The sequence below is a fragment of the Bradyrhizobium symbiodeficiens genome (genome assembly GCF_002266465.3).
Classification (GTDB): domain Bacteria; phylum Pseudomonadota; class Alphaproteobacteria; order Rhizobiales; family Xanthobacteraceae; genus Bradyrhizobium; species Bradyrhizobium symbiodeficiens.
Window position 1 is genome coordinate 2,660,297 of sequence record NZ_CP029427.2, and the last position, 24,879, is coordinate 2,685,175.

Sequence of the window (24,879 nt, forward strand, 5' to 3'; positions counted from 1 at the left end):
ACTTGCGAAACCCATCATGCTTCAACGTGAAAGAATTGCTGATGGGTTTCGCTTCGCTCTACCCATCCTACGAATTGAACAACGGTCTCGTGCCCCGGACGCAGCGCAGCGCGCCGCGTCTTCGCGGCGTTGTGCGCTGCAGAGCCGGGGCCCATGCGTCAGCGGAGCGCGCAGCTCCTGGGTCCGGCTCTGCGCAGCAGCGTAAGAGCGCTGCAGCGCATCTGGGACACGAGGGAGCCGCGCTTCAGCTGCCGTAATTGCGCAGCGACCGGCCTCCCGCTACGCCTTCTCCTCCAGCGCGCGGCGCAGCCGTCGGATGATGACGCCGCGGGCGCGGTCGTCGGCGGCCGCTCCAACCCTGTCGTTGATGTCGAGTACCAGCTCCGACATCTCGTTGTGCCAGTCGAGGCGGGTCACGGCCTCCGGTGCGAGGCGCCGGCGGTGATCGACGTCGAGCACGCGCGGTTCGGGCGCGGCGAGCTCGTAGATGTCGTCGAGCAGCGGCTGGTACACCCGGGCCGCCGGAACGATGCGCTCGGCGACGCGTTCGGCAAGCCCCGCGATTGCGGCTTCCTCGCCATGGACCAAGAACAGCCCGCGGGCGATGGGCCGGCGTGCCGCGATCCAGCCGGCGATGCCGGCGGCGTCGGCGTGGCCGGAATATTCGTCGATCATGCGGATGCGGGCCGCGACCTTGATCTCCTCGCCCTGGATCCGTACGGCCTTGGTCCCGTTCTGGAGGAAGCGCCCGAGCGTGCCGTTGGCCTGGAAGCCTGCGAGCAGCACGGTCGCGCGCTCGTTCCACAGCCAGCGCTTCAGATGATGGCGGATGCGGCCGGCGTCGCACATGCCGCTCGCGGCGATGATGATATGGAATCCGGACAGGCGCATGATCGCCTTGCTCTCGTCCGCGGTCTCGGTGAATTTGAGATGCGGCGAGTTGAGCAGGCGCGCGGCATCGACGGTCGGGTCGAGGCTCTCGGCATGGCGGCGAAACACTTCGGTGGCACGGATCGCGAGCGGAGAATCGAGGAAGATCGGCGCGGTCGGAATTTCGCCGTGCTCCATCAGGTCGACGAGATCGACGATCAGCTCCTGGGTGCGCTCGACCGCGAAGGCAGGTATCAGCAGCGCGCCGCCGGCCGCCGCGGCATCGCGCACCTCGGCCGCGAGGTGCTTGCGGCGGAGCGCGGGTGTCGTGGCCTCGCGCAGGCGGTCGCCATAAGTCGATTCCGAGATGACGTAGTCGAAATCGGCTGGCGCTTCGGGATCGGGCTGCAGCAGCTTGGCCTCCGGCCCGACGTCGCCGGACAGCAGCACGCGCATCGGACGGGGCGCGCCCTGCTCAGCGATTTCGAGCTCGATCGACGCCGAGCCGAGCAGATGGCCGGCGTTCCAGTAGCGCGCGCGAACGCCCGGGATCACGTCGGTCCAGCGTTCATATTCCACCGCGCGAAACGATTGCAGCGATGCGATCGCATCGGCCTGCGTGTAGATCGGCTGAACCTCTTTGCGCCCGCGCGAGGCGTTGCGTCGGTTGAGCTGCGTGACTTCCGATTCCTGGATGCTGCCGGCATCGGGCAGCATGTAGGAGCAGAGGTCGATGGTGCCGCGCGTCGCCAGGATCGGTCCCTCGAATCCCGCGCGCACGAGTTTCGGCAACAGACCGCTATGGTCGATATGGGCATGCGTGAGCAGCACGGCCTCGATATCGGCGGGCCGGAACGGAAAGGCGCCGTAGTTGAGCTCCTTCAGCGTCTTCTGGCCCTGGAACAGGCCGCAATCGACCAGGAAGCGGCCGGTCGCGGTCTGGAACAGATAGCTCGAACCGGTCACGGTGCGGGCGGCGCCGCAAAATCGAACGGTGATGCTCATGGCGTCGTCTCCGGAGGAAGTGTCGTGGTCAGCTCGGACCGCAAGGCGGCCGCGAGACTCTCGTCGAGCGCAATCGCATTGGTCGGATGCGGCACGCTGTCGGTCGAGCGGATCGAGCGGATGCCGGCCTCGGTGAATGCACCGATCATCGCAGGCGGAAACAGCGCGTGCGTCACGACCACATCGACGGCGGTCGCGCCCATCGCAATCAGCGCCTTCGCCGCGGCCATCAGCGTCGTCCCGGAGGAGACGATGTCGTCCACCAGCAGCGCGGGCCGTCCCGCGAGCAGGCCGGGATCGGCAAAACTGATCGCCACGGAACGATCGCCGTGCCGCGTCTTTCGCGCCACCGTGTGCTGCAGCCGCAGCCGGCTCGCGATATCGTTCACCCAGGGCTCGGACTCCATGTCGGGTCCGATCACGATGGTCGCGGGGTCGATGCTCTCAGTTGCCAGCGCGTTCGCGATCGCAGGCATGGCGGACAGGTTCTCAGCTTCGATGCCGGGAAAGACCAACCGGATGTCGGTGGTGCGATGCAAATGCGCGTCCACAGTGACGACGCGGTCGACGGTGGTCGCAAGCAGAGCGCCCATCGCGCGCTGGCTGATGGCCTCGCCGGCATGAAACGCAGCATCCTGCCGCATATAGCAGAGATAGGGCGCGACCAGCACCAGCCGCTTCGCGCCGTTGCGTCGCAGCGCCTCGGCAGCGAACAACAGGGCGATCAGCTTGTCGTTGGGTTGATCGAGCGGGGCATAGAGGATGGTGGTGTCGGTCGCCGGCGCGACGGCGACGCGCAGCTCGCCGTCCGGAAAACGGTGCACGGCGATCTCGCCGCAGGAAAGCCCGAGCCGCGCCGCGAGGCGCTCCGCCCCATCGCTGCCGCCGGGCAGGGCCTGGAGCGCGATCGTACTCACGACGCCGACTTGCCCTGGAGGGGCTCGTGACCGTTGACGACGTAACCGCTCTCCTCGGTGGCGGCATCGGCAGCCAGATCGTGCTCGGGGCGGTCGAACGTGTAGACGCGATAGAGCGGCTCGCCCTGCTCGACGCGATCGCCGATCTTCCTGAACAGGCGGATGCCGGCGCCCTTGTCGAGCGGCGCTCCGGCGGTGCGGGCCAAGCGGTTCAGGCGCAGGCAATCGATCGCGGACACGATGCCGTCATGCGCCGCCTTGACGTCGAAGCTGAGCGATCCGAGCTCGCTGCTGCAGGTGGACGGGCCCTGGGCGTCGATGATCTTCTGCATCTGCTTCAGCGCCGCGCCGCTGTCGAGCAGCTCGCGCGCCCTCGCATAGCCGGCGCCGCCGCGCAGCTTCGGATCGTATTCCAGCAGATGGGCGGCGAGGCGGAGCGATTTCTCGCGCAGGTCGCGCGGCGCATCCTTGTCGTTGCCGAGCACCGCCATGACGTCATTGGCCTCGAGCACCGGCCCGATGCCGTTGCCGATCGGCTGGCTTCCGTCGGTCGTGATCACTTCGACCGTGCGGCCGAAGCGGTCGCCGACGAATTCGAACAGCTTGCGCAGCCGCATCGCCTCGACGCCATTGGTGACCTTCGCGGTCGGCCCGACCGGAATGTCGATCAACAGATGCGTCGAACCCGCCGCGATCTTCTTGGACATGATGGAGGCGACCATCTGCTCGCGCGTATCGAGGCTCAGCGGTCGCTCGACCGAGATCAGCACGTCGTCGGCCGGCGACAGGTTCACATGCCCGCCCCAGATCAGGCAGCCGTTGCAGGCCGAGACGATCGCCTTCATCTCCTCGACGCCGACATTCACCCGCGCCAGAACTTCCATGGTGTCGGCGGTGCCGGCAGGCGAGGTGATGGCGCGCGAGGAGGTCTTGGGGATCGGCAGGCCGTGCGCGGCGACGATCGGCACCACGACCATCGAGGTGCGGTTGCCGGGTATGCCACCGATGCAATGCTTGTCGACCACGACAGGGTTCGGCCACACCAATTGCGTGCCGGCCTGCGCCATCGCCCCGGTGAGCGCAAGCAGCTCGTCGCTGGTGATGAAGCTCGCCGAACCGATCAGGAAGGCGGCGATCTCCATGTCCGAGTAGCGGTAATGCGCGAGGTCGTCGATGATCGCGCCGATCTCGGCCTGGCTCAGCGTTCGCCCGCGGATCTTCGCGCGCACGGCTTCCAGGCTCTCCGGTGGCACGGCGGGCCTGACCGTGACCAGCGTGCCGACGCCTTGCCCGAAGCGCCGGAACGCGGGTTCAGAGAGACCGATTTCGTCCGGGGCCGCCATCGTATCGTCGTCCGTGATCAGCAAGGTCGCCAGCAGGACCTTGTCGGCATGTCGCAGCTCGACGCGGCTGAAGCCGCGGAAGATCTCGGCGCGCAGCGCCTTCGACTGCCTGGAGACGACGACAACGTTCTCGCGGCCGGTATCGAGCCGGACGCGGCGGATTTTCAGTTGGGAGCGCGGAAGGTCTGGATGCATGGACAGGCCGGCGGGGAGGGAACGCGACCTCCATGCTTAGACGTCGCCGTCCTGATGCTGTTGACCCAGATCATGGCCCGCGCGAAGGACACGGGTGAGCTGTGGCGGGCTGTCACGCAGGCGCGCTGCTGCAGGCGCGTCGGTCTGGAGATGACAGGGGAAGCCGAATGCCGTGGCGATATCGCCGATGTCGGCCGGCCAAATCGGGGATCGGGCTACTTTATCCCCGTGCTGATCGCGACAAACTTGTTGTTGAGGAGGGCGCCACCCATCGTGTTCACGGCCGTTATGATCGCCAGCGCAATGCCTGCGGCAATCAGGCCGTACTCGATCGCGGTTGCACCATTCTCATCGGCAAGGAAGGACCTAAGCAAACGCATTGCCAACTCCCGTTCATCCGATCCAACGTATGGCCGCGTCGTTATCGGACTTGCAAATAGATCGAATAAGTCTTTATGCGCGCCAAAAGAATTAAGCCCGGGCGGGCGCGCCCCTGCTCATACGACGGCATTCATTAAATTAAGGTTCCATCGATCCGTCCAAATGGATTCACCCCGGCAGGCCTCGGCCGGGCTGCGCGGGCGCAGCGTCCGTCAGGGCACCATCGTGCGGCCGCTTAACCGATTGTTGAGCCTGTTCGTCAGGCGCTCAATCGCGCCGGTCCGCATTCAGCGCCCGCAACATCGCGATGCGGGCGAACATCACCCAGCCGCCGCCCGTCTCGGCCGCATTGATCAGGGTCTCGATGGCTGTCTGCCAGCGCGGCTCGTGCTGGGCGTCTTCGGGCAGCCGCATGATGTAATCCGCGGCCTCTTGAAGTGTGCGCAATTGCAACTTGTTGTCCACGCGGACGGGTTCGTCGAACGCCGTCGACCAGGGCATGTCAGGCCGCCTGATCGGCGAGGGGTGGCATCACGGCGCGATCGCGGGGGGATGCGGCTAACCGGCCTTCTTCGCCCGCGCCGGCGCGCGCACCGGCTTGTCGGCCTTCTTCGGCGTGGTCGCTGCCTTGGCCGCGGCCTCCTTGCCGCCCTTGCCGGATATCGGCAACAGCATCTCGCGCTGGCCCTCGACGCGCTTTTTCGGCTTCCTGGCCTTGACGGTCTCCTTGGCGACCTTCGCCGCGGGGGCGTCCTTCTCGTTCGCGATGCTCTTCTTCAGCGCGTCCATCAGGTTGATGACGTTGCCGCCGCCCTTCGGCGCGGCCTTGGCAGTGATCGGCGCACCGCTGCGCTTCTTGTTGATGAGATCGATCAGCGCGGTCTCGTAATGGTCCTCGAACAGCTCGGGCTCGAATGCGCCGGACTTCTTCTCGACGATGTGCTTGGCGAGGTCGAGCATGTCCCTGGTCAACTTCACGTCCTGGATGTCGTCGAAATACTCGGTCTCGCTGCGGACTTCATAGGGATAGCGCAGCAGCGTGCCCATCAGCCCGCTCTCCAGCGGCTCGAGCGCGATGATGTGCTCGCGGTTGGTCAGCACCACGCGGCCGATCGCGACCTTGTCCATGCTGCGGATGGTCTCGCGGATCACCGCGTAGGCGTCGTGGCCGACCTTGCCGTCGGGCACGAGATAATAGGGGCGGATCAGATAGCGGTTGTCGATGTCGGCCTTCGGCACGAACTCGTCGATATCGATCGTGTGGGTCGAGTCGAGCGCGATGTCGTCGAGCTCGTCCTTGGTGACCTCGATATAGGTGTCGGTGTCGACCTTGTAGCCCTTGACGATGTCCTCGGAGGTCACCTCGTCGCCGGTCTCGGCGTCGACCTTGAGGTACTTGATCCGGTGGCCGGTCTTGCGGTTGATCTGGTTGAAGGAGACCTTCTCGGTATCCGAAGTGGCCGGATAGAGCGCGACCGGACAGGTCACGAGCGACAAACGCAGAAAACCCTTCCAATTGGCGCGGGGGGCCATGGGCTACTCCAAACGCAACAGAGGACAACGTCCCAGAATACCATCGGGGAACAACGAATCATAGCGAGGTCGATCGCTGAATCCGCCAACTGCGTTAACCGGCTGCCGGGCGGCTGGTTGCGCTCTGATCGCACTGCAAATTCGGAACATCATATCGGATCGGGCGTTGGCTCCGGACATAGGCTGCGATGAGGTCGCGGTCATCGGGGGCGACACGCAGAGATCGAGGGCATCATGGCCACTACGCGAGAGCAGCAACAGATCGTCGAAACGCCAACCGAGGCGCGCCAGGGTGAACCCGGGCCGTCCGTTGCCGCACTGCTCGCCATCTCGACCGGGCTTGCGATCCTGATCCTCGCCGTCATCTGGTTCGTTTTCTTCCGGACCTGACGGGACGAATTCCCGGGAAGGGCGGACTTTCCCAAAACTCGCCGCGGAAAGCGGCACATTGCGCCCGTCACGCTGCCGGCTCGTCCGGTCGCATGGCGGGCGCAATCGCGTGGGCTGCAGACTCTTCGTATATGACCAAAAAGTAACGCGTCGGGTTCCCCGCGTTCATATTCAGTTCACGCCGGAATTGCTCATCTGGTGCGGTCTTGATGCGGCCTATGTCTGGAGAGAAACGTGCGCCTGCTCGTTGTTGAGGACGACCCCGATCTCAATCGCCAGCTCACCAAGGCCCTGACCGACGCCGGCTACGTCGTCGATCGCGCCTTCGATGGTGAGGAGGGACACTATCTCGGCGACAACGAGCCTTATGACGCCGTCGTGCTCGACATCGGCCTGCCCAAGAAGGACGGCATTTCGGTGCTGGAGGCCTGGCGCCGCAACGGACGCACCATGCCGGTCCTGATCCTCACCGCGCGCGACCGCTGGAGCGACAAGGTGCAGGGCTTCGATGCCGGCGCCGACGACTATGTGGCAAAGCCGTTCCATCTGGAGGAGGTGCTGGCGCGCATCCGCGCGCTGCTGCGCCGCTCGACCGGCCATGCCCAGAGCGAGCTCAGCTGCGGCCCCGTCACGCTCGACACCAGGACCGGCCGCGTCAGCGTCTCCGGCAATCCGGTCAAGATGACCTCGCACGAATATCGGCTTCTGGCCTACCTGATGCACCATTCCGGGCGCGTGGTGTCGCGCACCGAGCTGGTCGAGCACCTCTACGACCAGGATTTCGACCGCGACTCCAACACCATCGAGGTGTTCGTCGGCCGCATCCGCAAGAAGCTCGACGTCGACATCATCCAGACCGTGCGCGGCCTCGGCTATCTGCTGACGCCCCCGGCCGCCTGAGCCGTTCCGGGGCTTGACGGGCAGCGCGACAGGGGCCTTGGTCCGGTCATGACCTCTGACGCCCTGCCATCCTGTGCCTCCCGGGATCGTTCCGATGGCCGCTAGTTCGCTTGCCAACCGACTGTTCCTGTCGGCGACCGCCTGGCTCGTGGTGATCCTGGCCATCACCGGTGTGGTGCTGTCGTCGGTTTACAAGAACGCCACCGAGCGCGCCTTCGACCGCCGGCTCAATCTCTATCTCCGCACCCTGATCGCCGAGGTTGCGACCCCCGACGAGCCGCCGGATCGCCAGTTCCAGTCGCTGGGCGAGCCGCTGTTCGAGCTGCCGCTGTCGGGCTGGTACTGGCAGATCACGCGGACCGATACCGAGAAGCCGGAGGTGCGCTCCTCGCGCTCGCTCTGGGACAAGAAGCTGCCGAAGCTGGAAGAGCAGGGCACCGAGCTCACCGCCGCCGGCATCCGGCTCGCTTATGTCGATGGTCCCGAAGGCCAGAACCTGCGCATGGTCGAGCGGCCCGTCGATCTCGGCGCCGACGGCAAGTTTCTCGTCAGCGTCGCCGGCGACGACACCGAGATTTTCGACGAGACCCGCAGCTTCGACTATTATCTCGGCGGCACCTTCACTGCGCTCGGCATCGTGCTGCTGCTGACGACCGTGTTCCAGGTCCGCTTCGGCCTCGCGCCGCTCAAGCGCATCTCGGAGTCGATTGCCGACATCCGCTCCGGGCGGGCGGAGCGGCTGGAGGGCGAATTCCCGGTCGAGATCGCGCCATTGGCGCGCGAGACCAACGCGCTGATCGATGCCAATCGCGAGATCGTCGAGCGCGCGCGCACTCATGTCGGCAATCTCGCCCATGCGATCAAGACGCCGCTGTCGGTCATCGTCAACGAGGCCGGCGCCCACGCCGCGGAACCGTTCGCAGCCAAGGTGATGGAGCAGGCCGACGTGATGCGCGACCAGGTCGCACATCATCTGGAGCGTGCGCGCATCGCAGCACGGGTCTCGGTGGTCGCGACCGTGACCGAGGTGGCGCCCGCCATCGAGGCATTGCGGCGGACCATGGAGAAGATTCATCGCGATCGCGGCATCGCTGTCGAAGCCAAGGCCGATCCGTCGGCAAAATTTCGCGGCGAGCGCCAGGATCTGGAGGAGATGGTCGGCAATCTCGTCGACAACGCCTGCAAATGGGCGGCCTCGCGCGTCTTCATCGAGGTCCTCGTGGAAGCGCCGCAGCAGGCCGGGGTGGGCCCGCGGCTGCGGATCATCGTCGATGACGACGGCCGCGGCCTGTCGGAAGCCGAGCGCGCACAGGTCTCGCGGCGCGGCCAGCGGCTCGACGAGTCCAAGCCCGGGTCGGGGCTGGGGCTGTCGATCGTGACCGACCTCGCCGCGCTCTATGGCGGCAGCCTCTCGCTCAGTGGTGCGCCGACCGGCGGCCTGCGCGCCGAACTGGTCCTTCCGGGCGTATAATCCATTGTTCCGACGAGCTTATTCCCTCCTCGCCGATGCCCGGCCGCAGCAAACCGGCTGGATTCGGCCACACTTGCTAAACGGCTTCTTAAGTGGGGGACTCCTATGATCACGCTGGACCCATCCCATGTCCGCCATTTTACCGTGCATAACCCGGGCGCATGAGCCAGACATCGATCGAGCGGCTGAGGGAATATCTCGCGCAGCTCCCGCCGCAGGCGCAGGCGCTGCTGATGCGGGAGTTCGAGCGCGCGCTGGAGCGCGGCCAGGATACGGCTGTCGCGACCCTGGTGCTCGAGCAGCTGCGCAAGATCGTCCGCAAGTCGGAAGCCGATGAAGCCCCGCCGCCGCGCACGGACGATCTGTCGCGGCTGCTGTTCCAGGCGCTGGAACCGTTCCTGATCGAGGCCGGCGTCCCGCTGCGGGTCGGCCAGATCCGCCGCACCTCGCTGCAGCCGATCTGGCAATGGCTGGGCCGCGATGGTGCGCCGGACAAGGTGAACGAGTTCGAGGCCGCGCTGGCGCGCATGCCCGCCGATAGTGCGGGGCAGGTCGAGGCCCTCGCGCAGAAGCTCCAGGCGGTCGCTGCGGATGCCATTTTCGAGCTGACCGGTCCCGGTGGCGGCGACAAGTCGCGCGCGCTCGCCCGCGTCGGCCCGCCCAACGTGATCGAGGACCTCCATTCGATCGGAGCGGTGCTTCAGGTCCGGGAGGCCATCGCCAGCCTGAACGAGAAATTGCCGCGCACTCTGCGCGCCTTCGGCGATTCCCAGATCGTCTCGGTGACGTCAGCGCTCAACATTCCGGTCCTGCAGACGCCGCAGATGCTGCCGTTCGCGCTCTCGATCGTGGTGCAACGGATGACCGCGCCTTGGCAGATCATCCGCCTCGCCATCAAGATTGCAGCGTCCGACGACGAGATCCGTGTCGCGGCGACGCCCTACGGCGTTGCCGTCACGATGGCGCTGCACGATCTGTCCTGTGTTGCCGCCGCCCTGCGCATCGACATCAAGCGCGGCCATTTCGACAACGTTGCCGGCAACCTCAAGGCGTTGCACGACGGCGTGCGCGGCCTACGCACCGAGCTCGACCTGCGTAACGATTCCGCCTGGGGCAAGCAGTTGACCTCGATCCGGGCCGACATCTCCAATGCGCTGCAATCGGAGATCGACAGCGTTCCCGGCCGCGTTCGCCGCATCCTGCGCCAGCGCCCCGAGAAGGACATTCCGCCGGGAGCGCGGATCGACAGCACCGAGGTGGAGGAAACCGCGGCGCTGATCGATTTCGTCGCGACCTGCCGCAACTACGCCAGCGAGCTTGCGATCAACGAGGTGACGCTGCGCACCTATTCCGACCTCCAGCAATATGTCGAGCGCTCGACCGAGCAGCTGGTGCAGTCGCTGCGCGCGGCCGATCACAAGGTCCGCACCTACAGGCAGCAGCAGGTGCAGGCCGCGATTCGCTTCTGCCAGGTGCTGTTTGGCGATGATTATGCCTCGTTGATGAGCCGGGCCGCGGAAAACGCAGCGACCGGCGAGCGCAAATCGTCGCGCGCAAGCTGATCCAGGCGCATATTTCGCGATCACAATTTATGGTTGACCATGCGGATGGCGCGCCGTACGGTCCCCGTGCAAGTCCGGGGAATTTCTATTTGTGGGCGCATGAAACCCGTTATCAGCTCCATCGAAATCGAGAACCGCGTCGTCGTTGCCAAGTATCAAAGACTGATGGTCGGTGCCAAAGTGGTGCTGGTCGAGAAGGCAAGCGGTCGGCAACTGTCCGAGACGACCACGAGGGTTGCCTCTCCGGTTCCGGTCGGAGCGCTGCGCATCAGATTGCCTGATGCGATCAAGCCGGGAACATACTTCCTGAAGGCCTTCAATGGGCATGGCGAGGACGCCGCCCAAAGCACGGACTTCGAAATCGGCTAAGCCGTTGGATTTTCACCGTTTCAAGACCGCGCGCGGTCGCGTCAAATTGACAATTGTCAATTGCCGCATCGTCCGGCTGTGGTGTAAAGCCACCTATGGGCGCGGTTCGTGCGCTGCCGGAAGTTTGCCAGATGACGCTGTGGTTCGTGTTCGCGCTGATGACGGTCGCGGCGATTTTCGCCGTGCTCTGGCCGCTTGGGCGCAATGGACGCGCGCAAGACCAGGGCAGCGAGGTCGCTGTTTACAAGGACCAGTTGGCCGAGGTCGAACGTGATCTCGCCGCGGGCATGATTCCCGCGCCGGATGCCGAGGCTGCGCGCGTCGAGATCAGCCGCAGGCTGCTCGCCGCGGCCGCCAGCGAGCCCGCCATCGATCCGGCCATGGCCCCGAAATCGAATCTCAAATGGCGCCGCGCGGCAGCTGTGGTGGCGCTCGCTGGCCTGCCGCTCGTTGCGATCGGCGTCTACATGCCACTTGGCTCGCCTCGGCTTCAGGATTTTCCCCTGGCGGAGCGCGAGCGCGGATCCGGGTCCGGCGTGGCGCAGTCGCTTGAGAACCTCGTGGTGCAGGTCCAGCAACATCTGGAGAAGAATCCCACCGACGGCCGCGGCTGGAACGTGCTCGCGCCGGTGCTGGAGCGGCTTGGCCGTTTCGACGATGCGGTGCGCGCCTATCGCAACTCGCTCACCTACAATGGCGAGAGCGCGGAACGCCGGTCCGATCTCGGCGAAGCAATCTCGGCTGCCGCTGGCGGTGTGGTGACCGTCGAGGCCAAGACGGAATTCGAGCGTGCACGTGCCCTGAACGCGGACGATCCCAAGGCGAACTACTTCCTCGGCCTCGCCGCCGAGCAGGACGGCCGCAAGGATGATGCAGCCACGATCTGGCGCGCGCTGCTCGCGAAAGCGCCCTCGGATGCGCCGTGGCGTGCCTTGGTGCAGTCCTCGCTGGTGCGGGTCGGCGGCGGGACGATGCCGGCGTTGTCGGATGAGACGATTGCCGCTTCCAAGGACATGGCCGAAGGCGATCGCAACGCGATGGTGCGCGGAATGGTCGATCGTCTGGCCACCCGCTTGAAGCAGAACGGCGACGACGTCGATGGATGGCTGCGACTGGTGCGCGCCTATCTGGTAATGGGCGAGCGCGACAAGGCCGTGGGAGCATCGGCCGATGCCCGGCAGGCGGTTGCCAGCGACGCTGAGCGGCTGCGCCAGCTCAACGATGGCCTCAGGACTCTCGGGCTCGGCGGATGACGATGTCGGGACGAGAGCAGCGGAGAACGGATACGCCATGACGCGCAAGCAGCGACGTATGACCATCATCGGCGGCTCGCTCGCCGTGCTCGCGCTCGCGGCCGCGCTGGTGCTCAACGCACTTCGCGACTCCATCGTGTTCTTTTCGACACCGAGCATGGTCGCCGAGAAGCACGTCGAACCCGGCAAGCGGTTTCGCCTCGGCGGGCTGGTGCAGCCCGGCTCGCTCCAGCGCGGCGACAATCTCGCGGTGACCTTCGAGGTCGCCGACGGCAATGCCAAGCTGCCGGTGGCCTACAAGGGCATCCTGCCCGACCTGTTTCGCGAGGGGCAGGGCGTCGTCGCCGAGGGCGCGCTCGACGCCCATGGCGTGTTCAAGGCCGATACCGTGCTTGCCAAGCACGACGAGACTTACATGCCCAAGGACGTCGCCGATGCCCTGAAGAAACAGGGGCACTGGAAGGACGATTACGGCGGCAAGCCTTCTGACAGCAATAAGACGTCCGACGCGGGCAAGCCCGCGGCGACGACCGCGCAGGGCAATGCGCAGGGAGCAATGCGGTGATCGCAGAATCCGGACATTACGCGCTGGTGCTGGCGCTTGGGCTCGCACTGATCCAGTCGATCGTGCCCCTGATCGGCGCGCGCCTGAACGATGTTGCACTGATGAATGTGGCGCGCTCCACGGCGCTGGCGCAGCTGCTGTTCGTCGGTGCCTCGTTCGTCGCTCTCGTGATGCTGCACGTGAACTCGGACTTCTCCGTCGCCAATGTCTACGAAAACTCCCATTCGATGAAGCCGCTGCTCTACAAGATCACCGGCGTGTGGGGAAACCATGAAGGCTCGATGCTGTTGTGGGTGTCGATCCTCGCACTGTTCGGCGGGCTGGTCGCCGCGTTCGGCAACAATCTGCCGCTGTCGCTGCGCGCCCACGTGCTTGCCGTGCAGGCGTGGGTCGCCAGCGCCTTCTATCTGTTCATCCTCGTGACATCGAACCCGTTCCTGCGTATCGCGAATCCGCCGATAGAGGGGCGCGATCTCAATCCGGTGCTCCAGGACATCGGGCTCGCCGTGCATCCGCCGATGCTCTATCTCGGCTATGTCGGCTTCTCGATCTCGTTCTCCTTCGCAATCGCGGCGCTGATGGAGGGCCGGATCGATGCGGCCTGGGCGCGCTGGGTGCGGCCGTGGACGCTGGTCGCCTGGATATTCCTCACGCTCGGCATCGCCATGGGATCGTACTGGGCCTATTACGAGCTCGGCTGGGGCGGCTGGTGGTTCTGGGATCCGGTCGAGAACGCCTCGCTGATGCCGTGGCTCTCCGGCACCGCGCTGCTGCATTCGGCCCTGGTGATGGAGAAACGCAACGCGCTGAAGGTCTGGACCATTCTGCTATCGATCCTGACCTTCTCGCTGTCGCTGCTCGGCACCTTCCTGGTGCGCTCGGGCGTCATCACCTCGGTGCACGCCTTCGCCACCGATCCCACCCGCGGCGTGTTCATTCTGCTGATCCTTTGCCTGTTCATCGGCGGCAGCCTGGCGCTGTTCGCGGGCCGCGCCACGTCGTTGAAGCAGGGCGGCCTGTTCGCGCCGATCTCGCGCGAGGGGGCGCTCGTGCTGAACAATCTGCTGCTCACGGTTGCCTGCGCGGTCGTGCTGTTCGGCACGCTCTATCCGCTGGCGATGGAGATGCTCGCCGACTTCAAGATGTCGGTCGGCGCGCCCTTCTACAATCTCACCTTCGCGCCGCTGTTCACCCTGCTTCTGCTGGCGGTGCCGTTCGGGCCGATGCTGGCGTGGAAGCGCGGCGATCTGCTCGGCGTGACGCAGCGTCTGCTCGCTGCGGGCGTCGCCGGGCTCGTCGCCGTCGCCATCGCCTGGGGCTGGGCGAGCGGGGGCAGCACGCTGGCGCCACTCGCGATCGGGCTCGGCGTCTTCGTCATCGCCGGCGCGGTCACCGACATCGTCGAACGCACCGGCCTCGTGCGGCTGCCGTTCGCGACGGTGCGCCACCGGGCGCGCGGCCTGCCGCGCTCGGCCTGGGGCTCAGCGCTTGCGCATGCCGGCCTCGGCGTGGCGCTGATCGGGATCGTCTGCGAGACCACCTGGAACAGCGAACACATCGCGACCATGAAGCAGAACGACGTCGCCCACATCGCCGGCTTTGACGTGAAGCTCGACGGGGTGCTGCAGCGTCAAGGCCCGAACTATCGCGAGATGATCGCCGAGTTCAACGTCAGCCTCGACGGCAAGCCGCTCAGCGTCATGACGCCCTCCAAGCGCAGCTTCACCACCCGCGGCTCGTCGACCACCGAGGCCGCGCTGCTGACGCGCGGCGCGAGCCAGCTCTACATTTCGCTCGGCGAAGCCAATGCCGAGGGCGCCATCGCCGTGCGCATCTATTACAAGCCGATGGTGCTCTTGATCTGGTGGGGGCCGGTGCTGATGGCGTTCGGCGGCGTGTTGTCGTTGTCCGACCGGCGCCTGCGGGTCGGCGCGCCGAAGCCGGCGCGGGCCAAGCAGCGCCTCCAGCCGGCGGAGTGATCCGATGCGCCGGATGATGGCCGCGTTCACCCTGCTGATGCTGCTGGCCTTGCCTGCGGCTCATGCGGTGCAGCCCGACGAGATCATGCCGGATCCGGCCAAGGAAGCCCGTGCGCGCGAGCTGTCGCGCGAGCTGCGCTGCATGGTCTGCCAGAACCAGTCGATCGACGATTCCGACGCGCCGCTGGCGCGTGATCTGCGGCTCTTGGTGCGCGAGCGCATCGGCGCCGGCGACAGCAACTCGCAGGTGCTCGACTTCCTGGTCGCGCGCTATGGCGAGTTCGTGCTGCTGAAGCCACGCTTCGAGCGTCAGACCCTGCTGCTGTGGCTGCTCGGGCCGTCGCTGCTGATCGGCGGCGGCCTGGCGCTGTGGCTGCAAATCCGGCGTCGCGCGCGCAGTGGTGCAGATGTACCAGCGCCGCCACTTACGTCCGATGAGCAGGCGCGGCTCGCGGCCCTGATGTCGGACGAGCCAAAATCTCCGTGAGCTCATGGGCGTCGTTCGTGCTCGGTAGTGCTACGGCCGGCCCCGTCCGGTTCATGCAATTTTGACCTTTGTCTGGAAGCTTGTCGCGAGCCTTGTCTCCAGACTCTGAGTCCTTCTGATGTTCGCGAACAGCAATCTGACGATCCGCTTCCTGGTCGGCGCCGTCGTCGCTGCATTGTTGTTTCTGCTGGGCATCGGCGGTGGTACCGGCTTCATCGCGGTGCTCTATCTCAACAACGAGATCACCAGCCTGTCCTCGGACTTCGCCGCGCTCAGTGGCCCCGCGCGCGATCACGCCATGCAGATCTATCAGCAGGCGCAGGCCGCGTTCTCCTATTTCCTGATGGCCTGCGGCGTGATCGCCGTCGTTGCCGTCGCGATCTGCCTCACCACCTGGTTCGCCGTGCGCAACGGCATCCTCAGTCCGCTGGCGGCGATCGTGCACGCCATGCGCGAGGTCGCCGACCAGAAATTCCAGACACCGGTTCCGGGGCTCGGCCGCACCAACGAGATCGGCCTGCTCGCCGGTGCGCTGGAAGTCTTCAAGACCAACGGGCTCGAGCGGCGCCACCTCACTGAGCAGCAGCTGCAGGAAACCCAGCACCAGGCCGAGCGGTCGAACTTCCTGGACGAGCGGATCAAGCGCTTCAACGATCTCGTCGCCAGCGTCGTCGACAGCGTGGCCTCATCGGCGGTGCATCTGAAGAGCAACGCCGAGACGTTGTCGCGGACGGCCAACGACACCAGCACCAAGGCCAATGCGGTCGCAAGCGCGGCGAGCCAGGCCAGCGCCAGCGTGCAGACGGTCGCGGGCTCGGCCGAGGAGATGACGAATTCGATCGGCACGATCAGCCGTCGCGTCACCGACGCGACCCAGCGCGCCGAGGGCGCGGCGTCCCAGGCGGAGAAGAGCCGCGACACCATCCACACGCTGTCGGATGCCGCCGACAAGATCGGCGAGGTCGTGCAGCTAGTGCAGGCGATCGCATCGCAGACCAATCTCCTGGCGCTGAACGCCACCATCGAGGCGGCGCGGGCAGGGGAGGCAGGCAAGGGGTTTGCGGTGGTCGCCTCCGAGGTGAAGAATCTGGCGCACCAGACCAGCAAGGCGACGGAGGAAATCACCTCCCATGTCGCCAGCATACAGGGCATCACCGCGGAGACGCGCGGCGCGATCGACGGCATCTCCAAGACGCTGTCGGAGATCTCGTCCATCATGTCCGGCATCGAGGTCGACACCGCCCAGCAGCGCAACGCCACGCAGGAGATCATGCGCAGCGCCCAGAACGCCGCGCACGGCACGCTCGACGTCTCCAACCATATCGTCCAGATCACCTCGACGTCGGCGGAGACTGGCCGCATGGCCGCCGAGGCGCGGGATTCGGCGGTCGATCTGTCGCAGCAGGCCGCCACCTTGAAGCGCGAAGTCGACGAGTTCATCGTCAGCGTCAGAGCGAGCTGAGCGCGCCAACAAAGGGGTCTGCTACGCCGTGAGGGAACGGTGGTTAAGTTCCTGTCAGATCACGATTTTCGGCTGCGCTAAACTGCCGCATCCGCGCACCCCTTCATTACAAAAGTTTAACCCCGCCGCCAGCGCACGGTAAGGCGGGAGCCCCCATCTTCAGGACCGTAAGGTGCCGCCATCAGGCACCAAATGGATTTCAAGGCCCTGGAGATCTGCATGACCGACCGTATCGACCTCTCGAACCTTCCGTCCTTCCGGCAGCCGCGCCGGTCGGTGTTCTCCGCGCGCAGGTTCGCGCTGATGGCCTCGGTCGTCGCCGGTCTCGGCGCAGCCGTCTATGGCTTCAGCCCGTCGACATCGCCGGCCGACCTGTTCTCGACCCCGGCTCATGCGCAGGTCAACAACGAGGTTCGCAAGGTCGAGCGTCCGGTCGGGTTCGCCGACGTCGTCGAGCGCGTGAAGCCGTCGGTGATCTCGGTGAAGGTCAACATCAAGGAGAAGACAGCGAGCAACGATGACGGCGATGATTCCTCCTCGCCGTTCCAGCCGGGCTCGCCAATGGAGCGCTTCTTCCGCCGCTTCGGCGGTCCGGACGGCTTCCCTGGCGCGAAGGGCGGCCGTGGCCGCGTCGTGCAGGGCCAGGGCTCCGGCTTCTTCATCTCGGCTGACGGTTATGCGGTGACCAACAACCACGTGGTCGACGGCGCCGACAAGGTTGAGGTGACCACCGACGACGGCAAGACCTACAGCGCCAAGGTGATCGGCACCGACCAGCGCACCGACCTCGCGCTGATCAAGGTCGAGGGCGGCTCGAACTTCCCGTTCGCCAAGCTTGCCGACGCCAAGCCGCGGATCGGCGACTGGGTGCTCGCGGTCGGCAATCCGTTCGGCCTCGGCGGCACAGTGACTGCCGGCATCGTCTCGGCCAGCGGCCGCGACATCGGCAACGGTCCCTATGACGATTTCATCCAGATCGACGCGCCCGTGAACAAGGGCAATTCCGGCGGTCCGGCTTTCGACACCAACGGCGAGGTGATGGGCGTCAACACGGCGATCTATTCGCCCTCCGGCGGCAGCGTCGGCATCGCGTTCTCGATTCCGGCGAGCACCGTGAAGAGCGTGGTCGCCCAGCTCAAGGACAAGGGCTCAGTCAGCCGCGGCTGGATCGGCGTGCAGATCCAGCCCGTGACCTCCGATATCGCCGACAGCCTCGGCATGAAGAAGGCCGAAGGCGCGCTGGTGGCGGAGCCGCAGGCCAACGGTCCGGCCGCGAAGGCCGGCATCGAGTCCGGTGACGTGATTACGGCGGTCAACGGCGAGACGGTCAAGGACGCCCGTGAGCTTGCCCGCACCATCGGCGGCATGGCGCCCGGCGCGACCGTGAAGCTCAACGTGCTGCATAAGGGCCAGGACAAGGTCGTGAACATGACGCTCGGCCAATTGCCGAATACGGTCGAGGCCAAGGCGGACAACGACAATGACAGCGGCAAGGGTGCGAGCAAGGGGACCGACGTGCCCAAGCTCGGCATGACCGTTGCCCCCGCCAATTCGGTGGCCGGCGCCGGCAAGGAAGGCGTCGTGGTGACCGAAGTCGATCCGAAGAGCGCCGCGGCCGAACGCGGCTTCAAGGAAGGCGACGTGATTCTCGAAGTCGGCGGCAAGAGCGTGGCCACCGCCGGCGACGTCCGCGAGGCCATCACCGCGGCGCGGACCGACAACAAGAACAGCGTCCTGATGCGCGTGAAGAGCGGCGGCCAGTCGCGCTTCGTCGCGGTGCCCCTCGCCAAGGGCTGACCAGGGCTGAGGCTTCAGGAGGCCCACGAGATGAAGGGTGTCGCCGGCATCAGTCGCCCCCGCCGACGGCGCCCTTCGGGGAAGCAGCGCAACGTTCGCTTCCCCAGTCTACCTTCCGGTGGAATTACGCCCCCCTCCGTCGGAAGGCCTAGGGCGGTGAAGTCCCCCCAGCTTCACCGCCCGCCTTTTTCTCGATGCCAGAGTCTCCCACTCGGCTTGCATGCGATTGCCGCTCGCGCCATGTTTAGAGAAGGTTGACCTCCTTGACCGCCGCCGAACGCACGATGCGCCTCCTCATCATTGAAGACGACCGCGAATCCGCCGATTACCTCGTGAAGGCATTTCGCGAGGTCGGACACATTGCCGACCACGCCAGCGACGGCGAGGAAGGACTCGCCATGGCCGAAAACGGCGATTACGACGTGCTGGTGGTCGATCGCATGCTGCCCAAGCGCGACGGCCTGTCGCTGATCGGCGCGCTGCGCGATCAGGACAACACCACGCCGGTGCTGATTCTTTCTGCGCTCGGACAGGTCGACGACCGCATCAAGGGCCTGCGCGCCGGCGGCGACGACTATCTGCCGAAACCCTACTCCTTCGCCGAGCTCCTGGCCCGGGTCGAGGTGCTGTCGCGCCGCCGCGGTGGTCCGGCCGAGGACACGCTCTACCGCGTCGGCGATCTCGAGCTCGACCGGCTCTCGCATCGCGTCGCCCGCGGCAAGGACGAGCTGACGCTGCAGCCGCGCGAATTCCGCCTGCTCGAATATTTGATGAAGCATGCCGGCCAGGTGGTGACCCGCACCATGCTCTTGGAGAACGTCTGGGACTATCATTTCGATCCGCAGACCAACGTGATCGACGTGCACATCTCGCGGCTGCGCTCCAAGATCGACAAGGGCTTCGAGCGCCCGCTGCTGCACACGATCCGCGGCGCCGGGTACATGATCCGTGACGGCATTCGGTAAACTCGTCCGCACCACGGCGTTCCGGCTGACGCTGGTCTATCTGCTGTTGTTCGCGATGTTCGCGGCCTCGCTGCTGGCCTATTTCGCCTGGAATACGCGACGGCTGATCACCGAGGAGATCACGCAGACGGTCAATGCCGAGACCTCGGAGATCTCCGAGATCTACGGCCGCCGTGGCCTGCGCGGCCTGGTGCTTGCGATCGAGTATCGGGCGCTGCGGCCGGGCGCCAACCTCTATCTCGTGACCACGCCGACCGGACAGGCGATCGCCGGCAATGTCGGCTCGCTGGCGCCCGGCGTGATGGCGACGCGCGGCTGGTCGGAGACCGCCTACCGGCGGATCGAGGACGCCGACGACCGCGACCATCGTGCGCTGGTGCGTGTCACCGAACTGGAAAACGGCTTCCGGCTGCTGATCGGCCGCGACCTCGCCGAGCGGCGTCGCCTGTTCGGCATCGTCGCCAAGGCGGCGCAATGGTCGATCCTGATCGTCGTCGTGCTCGGTCTGGGCGGCGGCATCTTCGTCGCGCGCCGCGTGCTCCGGCGCATCGACGCCATGACCGGGACTGCGCAGCGCATCATGACCGGCGATCTCAGCGGGCGTCTTCCCGTGGGGCGTAGCGGTGACGAGCTCGACCGCCTCGCCGAAAACCTCAATGCCATGCTGGAGCGGATCGAGGCGCTGATGGCTGGCCTGAAGGAGGTCTCCGACAACATCGCCCACGACCTCAAGACGCCGCTGACGCGCCTGCGCAACCGCGCCGAGGAGGCGCTGGCGAAATCGGGCTGCGAAGCCGATTACCGGGCGGCGCTGGAACGGACCATCGAGGAATCCGACGGCCTGATCCGCACCTTCAACGCGCTGCTGATGATCGCGCGCGCCGAGTCCGGGCAGGCGCGCGGCAACATGGATGATTTCGACGCGGCCGAGGTCGCCGGTGGCATCCACGAGCTCTACGAGCCGCTCGCCGAGGACGACGGCATGACGTTGAAGGTCAAGGCCGAGCCGACACCGGTTCACGCCAATCGCGAATTGGTCAGCCAGGCGCTCGCCAATCTGGTCGAGAATGCGATCAAATACGGCAAGCCGGTCGCACAGACCGGCGGAACCGTGGTCAGCATGGACGCTCGCCCGATCACGATCGAAGCAAGGCGCGATGGCGACAAGGTGCTGCTCAGCGTCACCGATCGCGGTCCCGGCATCCCCGAGGCCGACCGCGCGCATGCCGTCGAACGATTCGTGAGGCTGGAAGCGAGCCGCACGCTGCCGGGCTCCGGCCTCGGTCTCAGCCTCGCCTCGGCGGTTGCGACATTGCATGGCGGTGAGTTGAAGCTGGGCGATGCCCAGCCCGGTCTCGTCGCCACGCTGGTGCTGCCCGCGCGCGCCGGGGCCGGCGACAGGGTTGCTCCGCCAATACCGGATGTGCCACAGAAGGTGGCATGAACCACTCCGCGCCGGGAAACGCGGACAAGCATGGTGAGAGCCTCGCCGCACGCTTCGCGGAGGCTCCCCATATTGCCGCTTCCACAACCGACGAACGACGTTTTGACAATTGGCTGGCCGAGCTCGAGCCGGCGCAATTGGCCCGTCTCGAAGCGTTGCTGGCTCATCCCTTCGCGCGGGATATCCTGACCGGCATCGCGGAATTCTCGCCTTATTTGTTCGATCTGGTGCGCACTGAGCCGCTGCGCCTGATCCGGCTGCTCGAATGCGATCCGGATACGCATCTGCCTGCGTTGATCGCGGAGGCGAGGGGCGGGGTACTGGCCGCGACGGATGAAGCCGAGGTGATGCGGCTGCTCCGCCGCATGAAGGCCGAGGCGGCGCTTCTCACCGCTCTGTGCGACATCGGCGGGGTCTGGCCGGTGATGCGGGTGACGGCGGCGCTGACCGATGTCGCGGTGTCCTCGGTGCAGGCGGCGCTCCAATACCTGCTGCGGCAGGAAGCCGCACGTGGCAAGCTCTCGCCGCCCAATCCCGAGGCGCCCGAAGAGGGCTGCGGGCTGATCGTGCTGGCGATGGGCAAGATGGGCGCGGGCGAGCTGAACTATTCCAGCGACATCGATCTCATCGTGTTCTTCGATCCCGATTCGACGACGCTGGCGGCGGACATCGAGCCGCAACCGTTCTTCGTGCGGGTGACGCAGGGCATGGCGCGCATCCTGCAGCAGCGCACCTATGACGGCTATGTGTTCCGCGTCGATCTGCGCCTGCGGCCCGATCCGTCCTCGACGCAGGTGGCGATCTCCAGGGACGCCGCGCTGAACTATTATGAGCGGGAGGGGCGCACCTGGGAGCGCGCCGCAATGATCAAGGCGCGGGCCTGCGCCGGCGACGCCAAAGCGGGCGAAGCTTTGCTGGCCGAGATCGCGCCCTTCGTCTGGCGCAAGCATCTCGACTTCGCCGCGCTCGCCGACGTCCACGACATGAAGCGGCAGATGCAGACCTATCGCGGCCAGAGCGAGGTCGCGGTGGAGGGGCACAACGTCAAGGTCGGCCGCGGCGGCATCCGCGAGATCGAGTTCTTCGCGCAGACCCAGCAATTGATCGCCGGCGGCCGCCATCCGGAATTGCGGGTGCGGCCGACGCTGAAGGCGCTCGACATTCTCGCCTCCAGCAACTGGATCACCCCTACGGCGCGCGACGAGCTCGCCATTGCGTATGAATTCCTGCGCCGGGTCGAGCATCGCCTCCAGATGATCGCCGACGAGCAGACCCACGCGCTGCCCGAAGACAAGGAGGCGGTCGAGCGTTTTGCGCGCTTCTTCGGCTATCCGGATCGCGAAGCCTTTGCGACCGACCTGCTGCGGCAGCTCGAGATCGTGCAGGGGCACTATGAAAAACTGTTCGAGGGCGACGATCCGACCGGCACGGCCAAGCTGCCGGCGCTCGACTACAGTGCCGGTCCCGACGATCCGCGCCTGCTCCAGCACCTTGCAACGCTCGGCTTCAAGAAGCCGGCCGCCGTTGCGCAGACGGTGTGCGACTGGATCACCGGCGACTATCGCGTATTCCGCAATGAGGCGACGCGAAACGCCTTCGTCGAGTTCGTTCCTGCCCTGATCGACGGCCTCGCTCATGCCGAGGAGCCGGATCGCGCCGTCGTGGCGTTCGATGATTTCCTCGGGGCGCTCCAGCGCGGCGGCCGGCTGATCACGCTGCTCGGTCAGAACCGCGATCTCGTTGCGCTGGTGGCGCTGGTGCTGGGGGCCGCGCCGCGGCTCGGGGAGATGCTGGCGCGGCAGCCGCAGCTGATGGACGGCCTGATCGACCCGCGCTTCTTCGGCGCCATGCCGGACCGGCAGGAATTGTCGGGACGGTTGGCCGCGACCGTGCAGGACGCCGGCTCCTACGAAGAGTTCCTCGACCGCCTGCGGCTGTTCGGGCAGGAGAGCCTGTTCCTGATCGGCACGCGGATTCTTTCCGGCACCGTCTCGGCGCAGCAGGCGAGCACGGCCTTCGCCGATGTCGCCGAGGGCATCGTCCACACCGTGCACGGCCTCGTTGCCGACCGCTTCGCCGCCCAGCACGGCCGCATCAAGGGACAGGAGACCGCGATCATCGCGATGGGCCGGCTCGGCAGCCGCGAGATGACGGCGTCGTCCGATCTCGACCTGATCCTGCTCTACGATTTCGACGGCGAGGCCCCGGACTCGGACGGGCCGAAATCGCTTCAGGGCGCGCATTATTTCGCCCGCTTCACCCAGCGCCTGATCAGCGCCTTCACGACCCGCACCAATTACGGCGTGCTCTACGAGATCGACATGCGGCTGCGTCCTTCAGGCCGCGCCGGTCCCGTCGCCTCGAGTCTGGTCTCGTTCGCGGATTATCAGGCCAACGAGGCCTGGACCTGGGAGCACATGGCGCTCACGCGCGCCCGCGTGGTGTCGGCTTCGCCGGAATTCCGGATGCGGATCGAGCGCGTCATCCGCGATGTCCTGACCCGTCACCGCGATTCCGGAATCACCGCCAACGACGTCGCCGACATGCGGCGCGCGATCGCCCAGGAGAAGGGCGAGGCCGATTGCTGGGATCTCAAATACGCTGCCGGCGGCATGGTCGACATCGACTTCATCGCGCAATATCTCCAGCTCGTGCACGCGCACGATAAGCCGGAAATTCTCGACGTCGGTACGGTGCAGGTGCTCGACAACGCCTGTAGGCTCGGCGTGCTTCCGCAATCGGAGACCGAGATCTTGCGTGCGGCCGCACGGCTCTATCACGACCTCACGCAGATCCTGCGGCTGTGCGTCAGCGACCGCTTCAAGCCGGAAACCGCCGGCACCGATCTGCAGCGCGTGATGGCGCGGGCCGGCGATGCGCCGGATTTTTCCTCGCTGGAGGCGCGTGTGAAGGAGACGCAGAGCGAGGTGCGGCGCGTGTTCAGGGCGCTGCTGGAAGGGACGCCGCCTTCAGCGAGGTGAGCGCCTCGCGGACGTCAGGCTCCAGGCCCGCGCCGCCGGCGTCGAGATGGGCGAAGATCGCGCGCTTCATCCGGGGATCCCAGAACTTCTTGATGTGCTCGGCAATCCCCGGCACGGCTTTATTGTGGCCCTGACTCTGGAAGAACTTGCCGATCTGGTTGGCCATGTAGATCAGGCGGTCAGGCGACATCGGCAACCTCCGTGGCATGGCGAGCCACGATCCGGCCGCCGTGCGTAAATATCTCGAATCCGTCCTGCCGTGCGATCGCGATCAGCGTGATGCCGGCGGCTTCCGCCGTACGCACCGCAAGCGCGGTCGGCGCGGACACCGCGACCATCACCGGTGCGCCGATTGCGGCTGCCTTCTGCACCATCTCGACCGAGACGCGGCTCGTCAGCAGCACCATGCCGCCGCGCGTATCTGTTCGGCCGCGCGCCAGCGCGCCGGCGAGCTTGTCCAGCGCATTGTGGCGGCCGACATCCTCGCGCAGCCCGACGATGTGGCCGGCTGGGGACCAGAACGCGGCGGCGTGAACCGCGCGGGTCTGCAGATTGATCGATTGCAGCGGCGCGATCGCTTGCATCGCCGCCATGATCTGCTCGGGCGTGAAGGTCTGGCCGTGCGGCACGACCGCTGCGGGGCGCACGGCCTCGGCAATGGACTCGATGCCGCAGATGCCGCAGCCGGTGGGTCCCGCGACGTAGCGACGGCGCTCGCCGATGCGCGCGGCGTCTTCCGCCGCCAGCCACATCCTGAGCTCGATGCCATCGTCGAGGCGGACCACTTCGAGCGACCGGATGTCGTCGGCCGATTTGACGATGCCTTCGCTCAAGCTGAAGCCGACGGCAAAATCTTCCAGGTTCTGCGGCGTCCCCATCATGACGGCATAGGTGCCGCCGTTGTAGGTCAGCGCCAGCGGCGTCTCCTCCGGGATCAGCCGCACGCCCTCCGACGCGACGCCGTCGCGCCAGGTCTCCCGGTCGATGGCCTGGACTGGGACATGCATGCG

22 protein-coding genes are annotated in these 24,879 nt (G+C 66.2%); 14 read left to right on the plus strand and 8 right to left on the minus strand.

Features of this window, described 5'->3' with window-relative positions; genetic code table 11:
* Nucleotides 1-279: 279 nt before the first annotated feature.
* From CIT39_RS12105 to ku, 6 genes are all read right to left on the minus strand, one after another.
* A complete protein-coding gene (locus tag CIT39_RS12105; RefSeq protein ID WP_094975094.1) occupies nucleotides 280-1,875 on the minus strand; it encodes an MBL fold metallo-hydrolase in 1,596 nt (531 codons plus the stop codon).
* Nucleotides 1,872-2,792, minus strand: a complete 921-nt coding sequence (locus CIT39_RS12110; RefSeq protein WP_094975093.1) for a ribose-phosphate pyrophosphokinase — start codon at nucleotides 2,790-2,792, stop codon at nucleotides 1,872-1,874. The genes CIT39_RS12105 and CIT39_RS12110 overlap by 4 nt, the downstream gene beginning before the upstream one ends.
* Nucleotides 2,789-4,330 carry a thymidine phosphorylase family protein gene (locus CIT39_RS12115; RefSeq protein WP_094975092.1) on the minus strand — a complete coding sequence of 514 codons (1,542 nt, stop codon included), beginning with the start codon at nucleotides 4,328-4,330 and terminating at the stop codon, nucleotides 2,789-2,791. Before CIT39_RS12115 ends, CIT39_RS12110 begins: the two co-directional genes overlap by 4 nt.
* Nucleotides 4,331-4,545: 215 nt before the next feature.
* Nucleotides 4,546-4,710 (minus strand): Flp family type IVb pilin, encoded by a 165-nt coding sequence (locus CIT39_RS12120; protein ID WP_018315817.1) that lies wholly within the window; start codon nucleotides 4,708-4,710, stop codon nucleotides 4,546-4,548.
* Between the two features lie 268 nt (nucleotides 4,711-4,978).
* Nucleotides 4,979-5,212: a hypothetical protein gene (locus tag CIT39_RS12125; RefSeq protein WP_094975091.1), complete on the minus strand. Its 234-nt coding sequence runs from the start codon at nucleotides 5,210-5,212 to the stop codon at nucleotides 4,979-4,981.
* Between the two features lie 57 nt (nucleotides 5,213-5,269).
* Nucleotides 5,270-6,244, minus strand: coding sequence for a non-homologous end joining protein Ku (gene ku, locus CIT39_RS12130; protein ID WP_094975090.1), 975 nt, complete (start codon nucleotides 6,242-6,244; stop codon nucleotides 5,270-5,272).
* 234 nt (nucleotides 6,245-6,478) lie between these two features.
* Between ku and CIT39_RS12135 the strand changes: the two genes are divergently transcribed.
* The 14 genes from CIT39_RS12135 (at nucleotide 6,479) to CIT39_RS12200 (ending at nucleotide 23,869) form a co-directional block, all read left to right on the plus strand.
* Nucleotides 6,479-6,634, plus strand: coding sequence for a hypothetical protein (locus CIT39_RS12135; protein ID WP_162848634.1), 156 nt, complete (start codon nucleotides 6,479-6,481; stop codon nucleotides 6,632-6,634).
* Between the two features lie 234 nt (nucleotides 6,635-6,868).
* Entirely contained in the window at nucleotides 6,869-7,534 is a 666-nt protein-coding gene (locus CIT39_RS12140; protein WP_018315821.1) for a response regulator transcription factor, read from the plus strand.
* Between the two features lie 94 nt (nucleotides 7,535-7,628).
* Nucleotides 7,629-9,005 carry a sensor histidine kinase gene (locus tag CIT39_RS12145; RefSeq protein ID WP_094975089.1) on the plus strand — a complete coding sequence of 459 codons (1,377 nt, stop codon included), beginning with the start codon at nucleotides 7,629-7,631 and terminating at the stop codon, nucleotides 9,003-9,005.
* Between the two features lie 161 nt (nucleotides 9,006-9,166).
* On the plus strand, nucleotides 9,167-10,567 hold the full coding sequence (locus tag CIT39_RS12150) for a hypothetical protein (RefSeq protein ID WP_094975088.1): 1,401 nt from the start codon (nucleotides 9,167-9,169) through the stop codon (nucleotides 10,565-10,567).
* 99 nt (nucleotides 10,568-10,666) lie between these two features.
* Nucleotides 10,667-10,936, plus strand: coding sequence for a hypothetical protein (locus CIT39_RS12155; protein ID WP_162308462.1), 270 nt, complete (start codon nucleotides 10,667-10,669; stop codon nucleotides 10,934-10,936).
* 131 nt (nucleotides 10,937-11,067) lie between these two features.
* The gene (ccmI, locus tag CIT39_RS12160) at nucleotides 11,068-12,189 is read left to right on the plus strand and encodes a c-type cytochrome biogenesis protein CcmI (RefSeq protein ID WP_094975134.1); all 1,122 of its coding nucleotides are present in this window, start codon (nucleotides 11,068-11,070) and stop codon (nucleotides 12,187-12,189) included.
* Between the two features lie 37 nt (nucleotides 12,190-12,226).
* Nucleotides 12,227-12,754, plus strand: a complete 528-nt coding sequence (gene ccmE, locus CIT39_RS12165; RefSeq protein WP_094975133.1) for a cytochrome c maturation protein CcmE — start codon at nucleotides 12,227-12,229, stop codon at nucleotides 12,752-12,754.
* Nucleotides 12,751-14,733 (plus strand): heme lyase CcmF/NrfE family subunit, encoded by a 1,983-nt coding sequence (locus CIT39_RS12170; protein WP_094975087.1) that lies wholly within the window; start codon nucleotides 12,751-12,753, stop codon nucleotides 14,731-14,733. The genes ccmE and CIT39_RS12170 overlap by 4 nt, the downstream gene beginning before the upstream one ends.
* A gap of 4 nt (nucleotides 14,734-14,737) precedes the next feature.
* Nucleotides 14,738-15,220 carry a cytochrome c-type biogenesis protein gene (locus CIT39_RS12175; protein ID WP_094975086.1) on the plus strand — a complete coding sequence of 161 codons (483 nt, stop codon included), beginning with the start codon at nucleotides 14,738-14,740 and terminating at the stop codon, nucleotides 15,218-15,220.
* Between the two features lie 118 nt (nucleotides 15,221-15,338).
* Nucleotides 15,339-16,682, plus strand: coding sequence for a methyl-accepting chemotaxis protein (locus CIT39_RS12180; protein WP_094975085.1), 1,344 nt, complete (start codon nucleotides 15,339-15,341; stop codon nucleotides 16,680-16,682).
* A 219-nt stretch (nucleotides 16,683-16,901) separates the two neighbouring features.
* On the plus strand, nucleotides 16,902-18,479 hold the full coding sequence (locus CIT39_RS12185) for a Do family serine endopeptidase (protein ID WP_094975132.1): 1,578 nt from the start codon (nucleotides 16,902-16,904) through the stop codon (nucleotides 18,477-18,479).
* Nucleotides 18,480-18,763: 284 nt separating this feature from the next.
* A complete protein-coding gene (locus CIT39_RS12190; RefSeq protein WP_094975131.1) occupies nucleotides 18,764-19,444 on the plus strand; it encodes a response regulator transcription factor in 681 nt (226 codons plus the stop codon).
* Nucleotides 19,428-20,888 (plus strand): sensor histidine kinase, encoded by a 1,461-nt coding sequence (locus CIT39_RS12195; RefSeq protein ID WP_094975084.1) that lies wholly within the window; start codon nucleotides 19,428-19,430, stop codon nucleotides 20,886-20,888. The genes CIT39_RS12190 and CIT39_RS12195 overlap by 17 nt, the downstream gene beginning before the upstream one ends.
* The gene (locus CIT39_RS12200; protein WP_094975083.1) at nucleotides 20,885-23,869 is read left to right on the plus strand and encodes a bifunctional [glutamine synthetase] adenylyltransferase/[glutamine synthetase]-adenylyl-L-tyrosine phosphorylase; all 2,985 of its coding nucleotides are present in this window, start codon (nucleotides 20,885-20,887) and stop codon (nucleotides 23,867-23,869) included. The genes CIT39_RS12195 and CIT39_RS12200 overlap by 4 nt, the downstream gene beginning before the upstream one ends.
* On the opposite strand, the gene CIT39_RS12205 is transcribed toward CIT39_RS12200, so the two are convergent.
* Together CIT39_RS12205 and fdhD are read right to left on the minus strand one after the other, a co-directional pair.
* Nucleotides 23,829-24,059 (minus strand): formate dehydrogenase subunit delta, encoded by a 231-nt coding sequence (locus CIT39_RS12205; protein ID WP_162308463.1) that lies wholly within the window; start codon nucleotides 24,057-24,059, stop codon nucleotides 23,829-23,831. The two genes, CIT39_RS12200 and CIT39_RS12205, sit on opposite strands and share 41 nt — an antisense overlap.
* Complete coding sequence (fdhD, locus tag CIT39_RS12210; RefSeq protein WP_094975081.1) at nucleotides 24,049-24,876, minus strand: formate dehydrogenase accessory sulfurtransferase FdhD; 828 nt, start codon at nucleotides 24,874-24,876, stop codon at nucleotides 24,049-24,051. Before fdhD ends, CIT39_RS12205 begins: the two co-directional genes overlap by 11 nt.
* Nucleotides 24,877-24,879 lie beyond the last annotated feature (3 nt).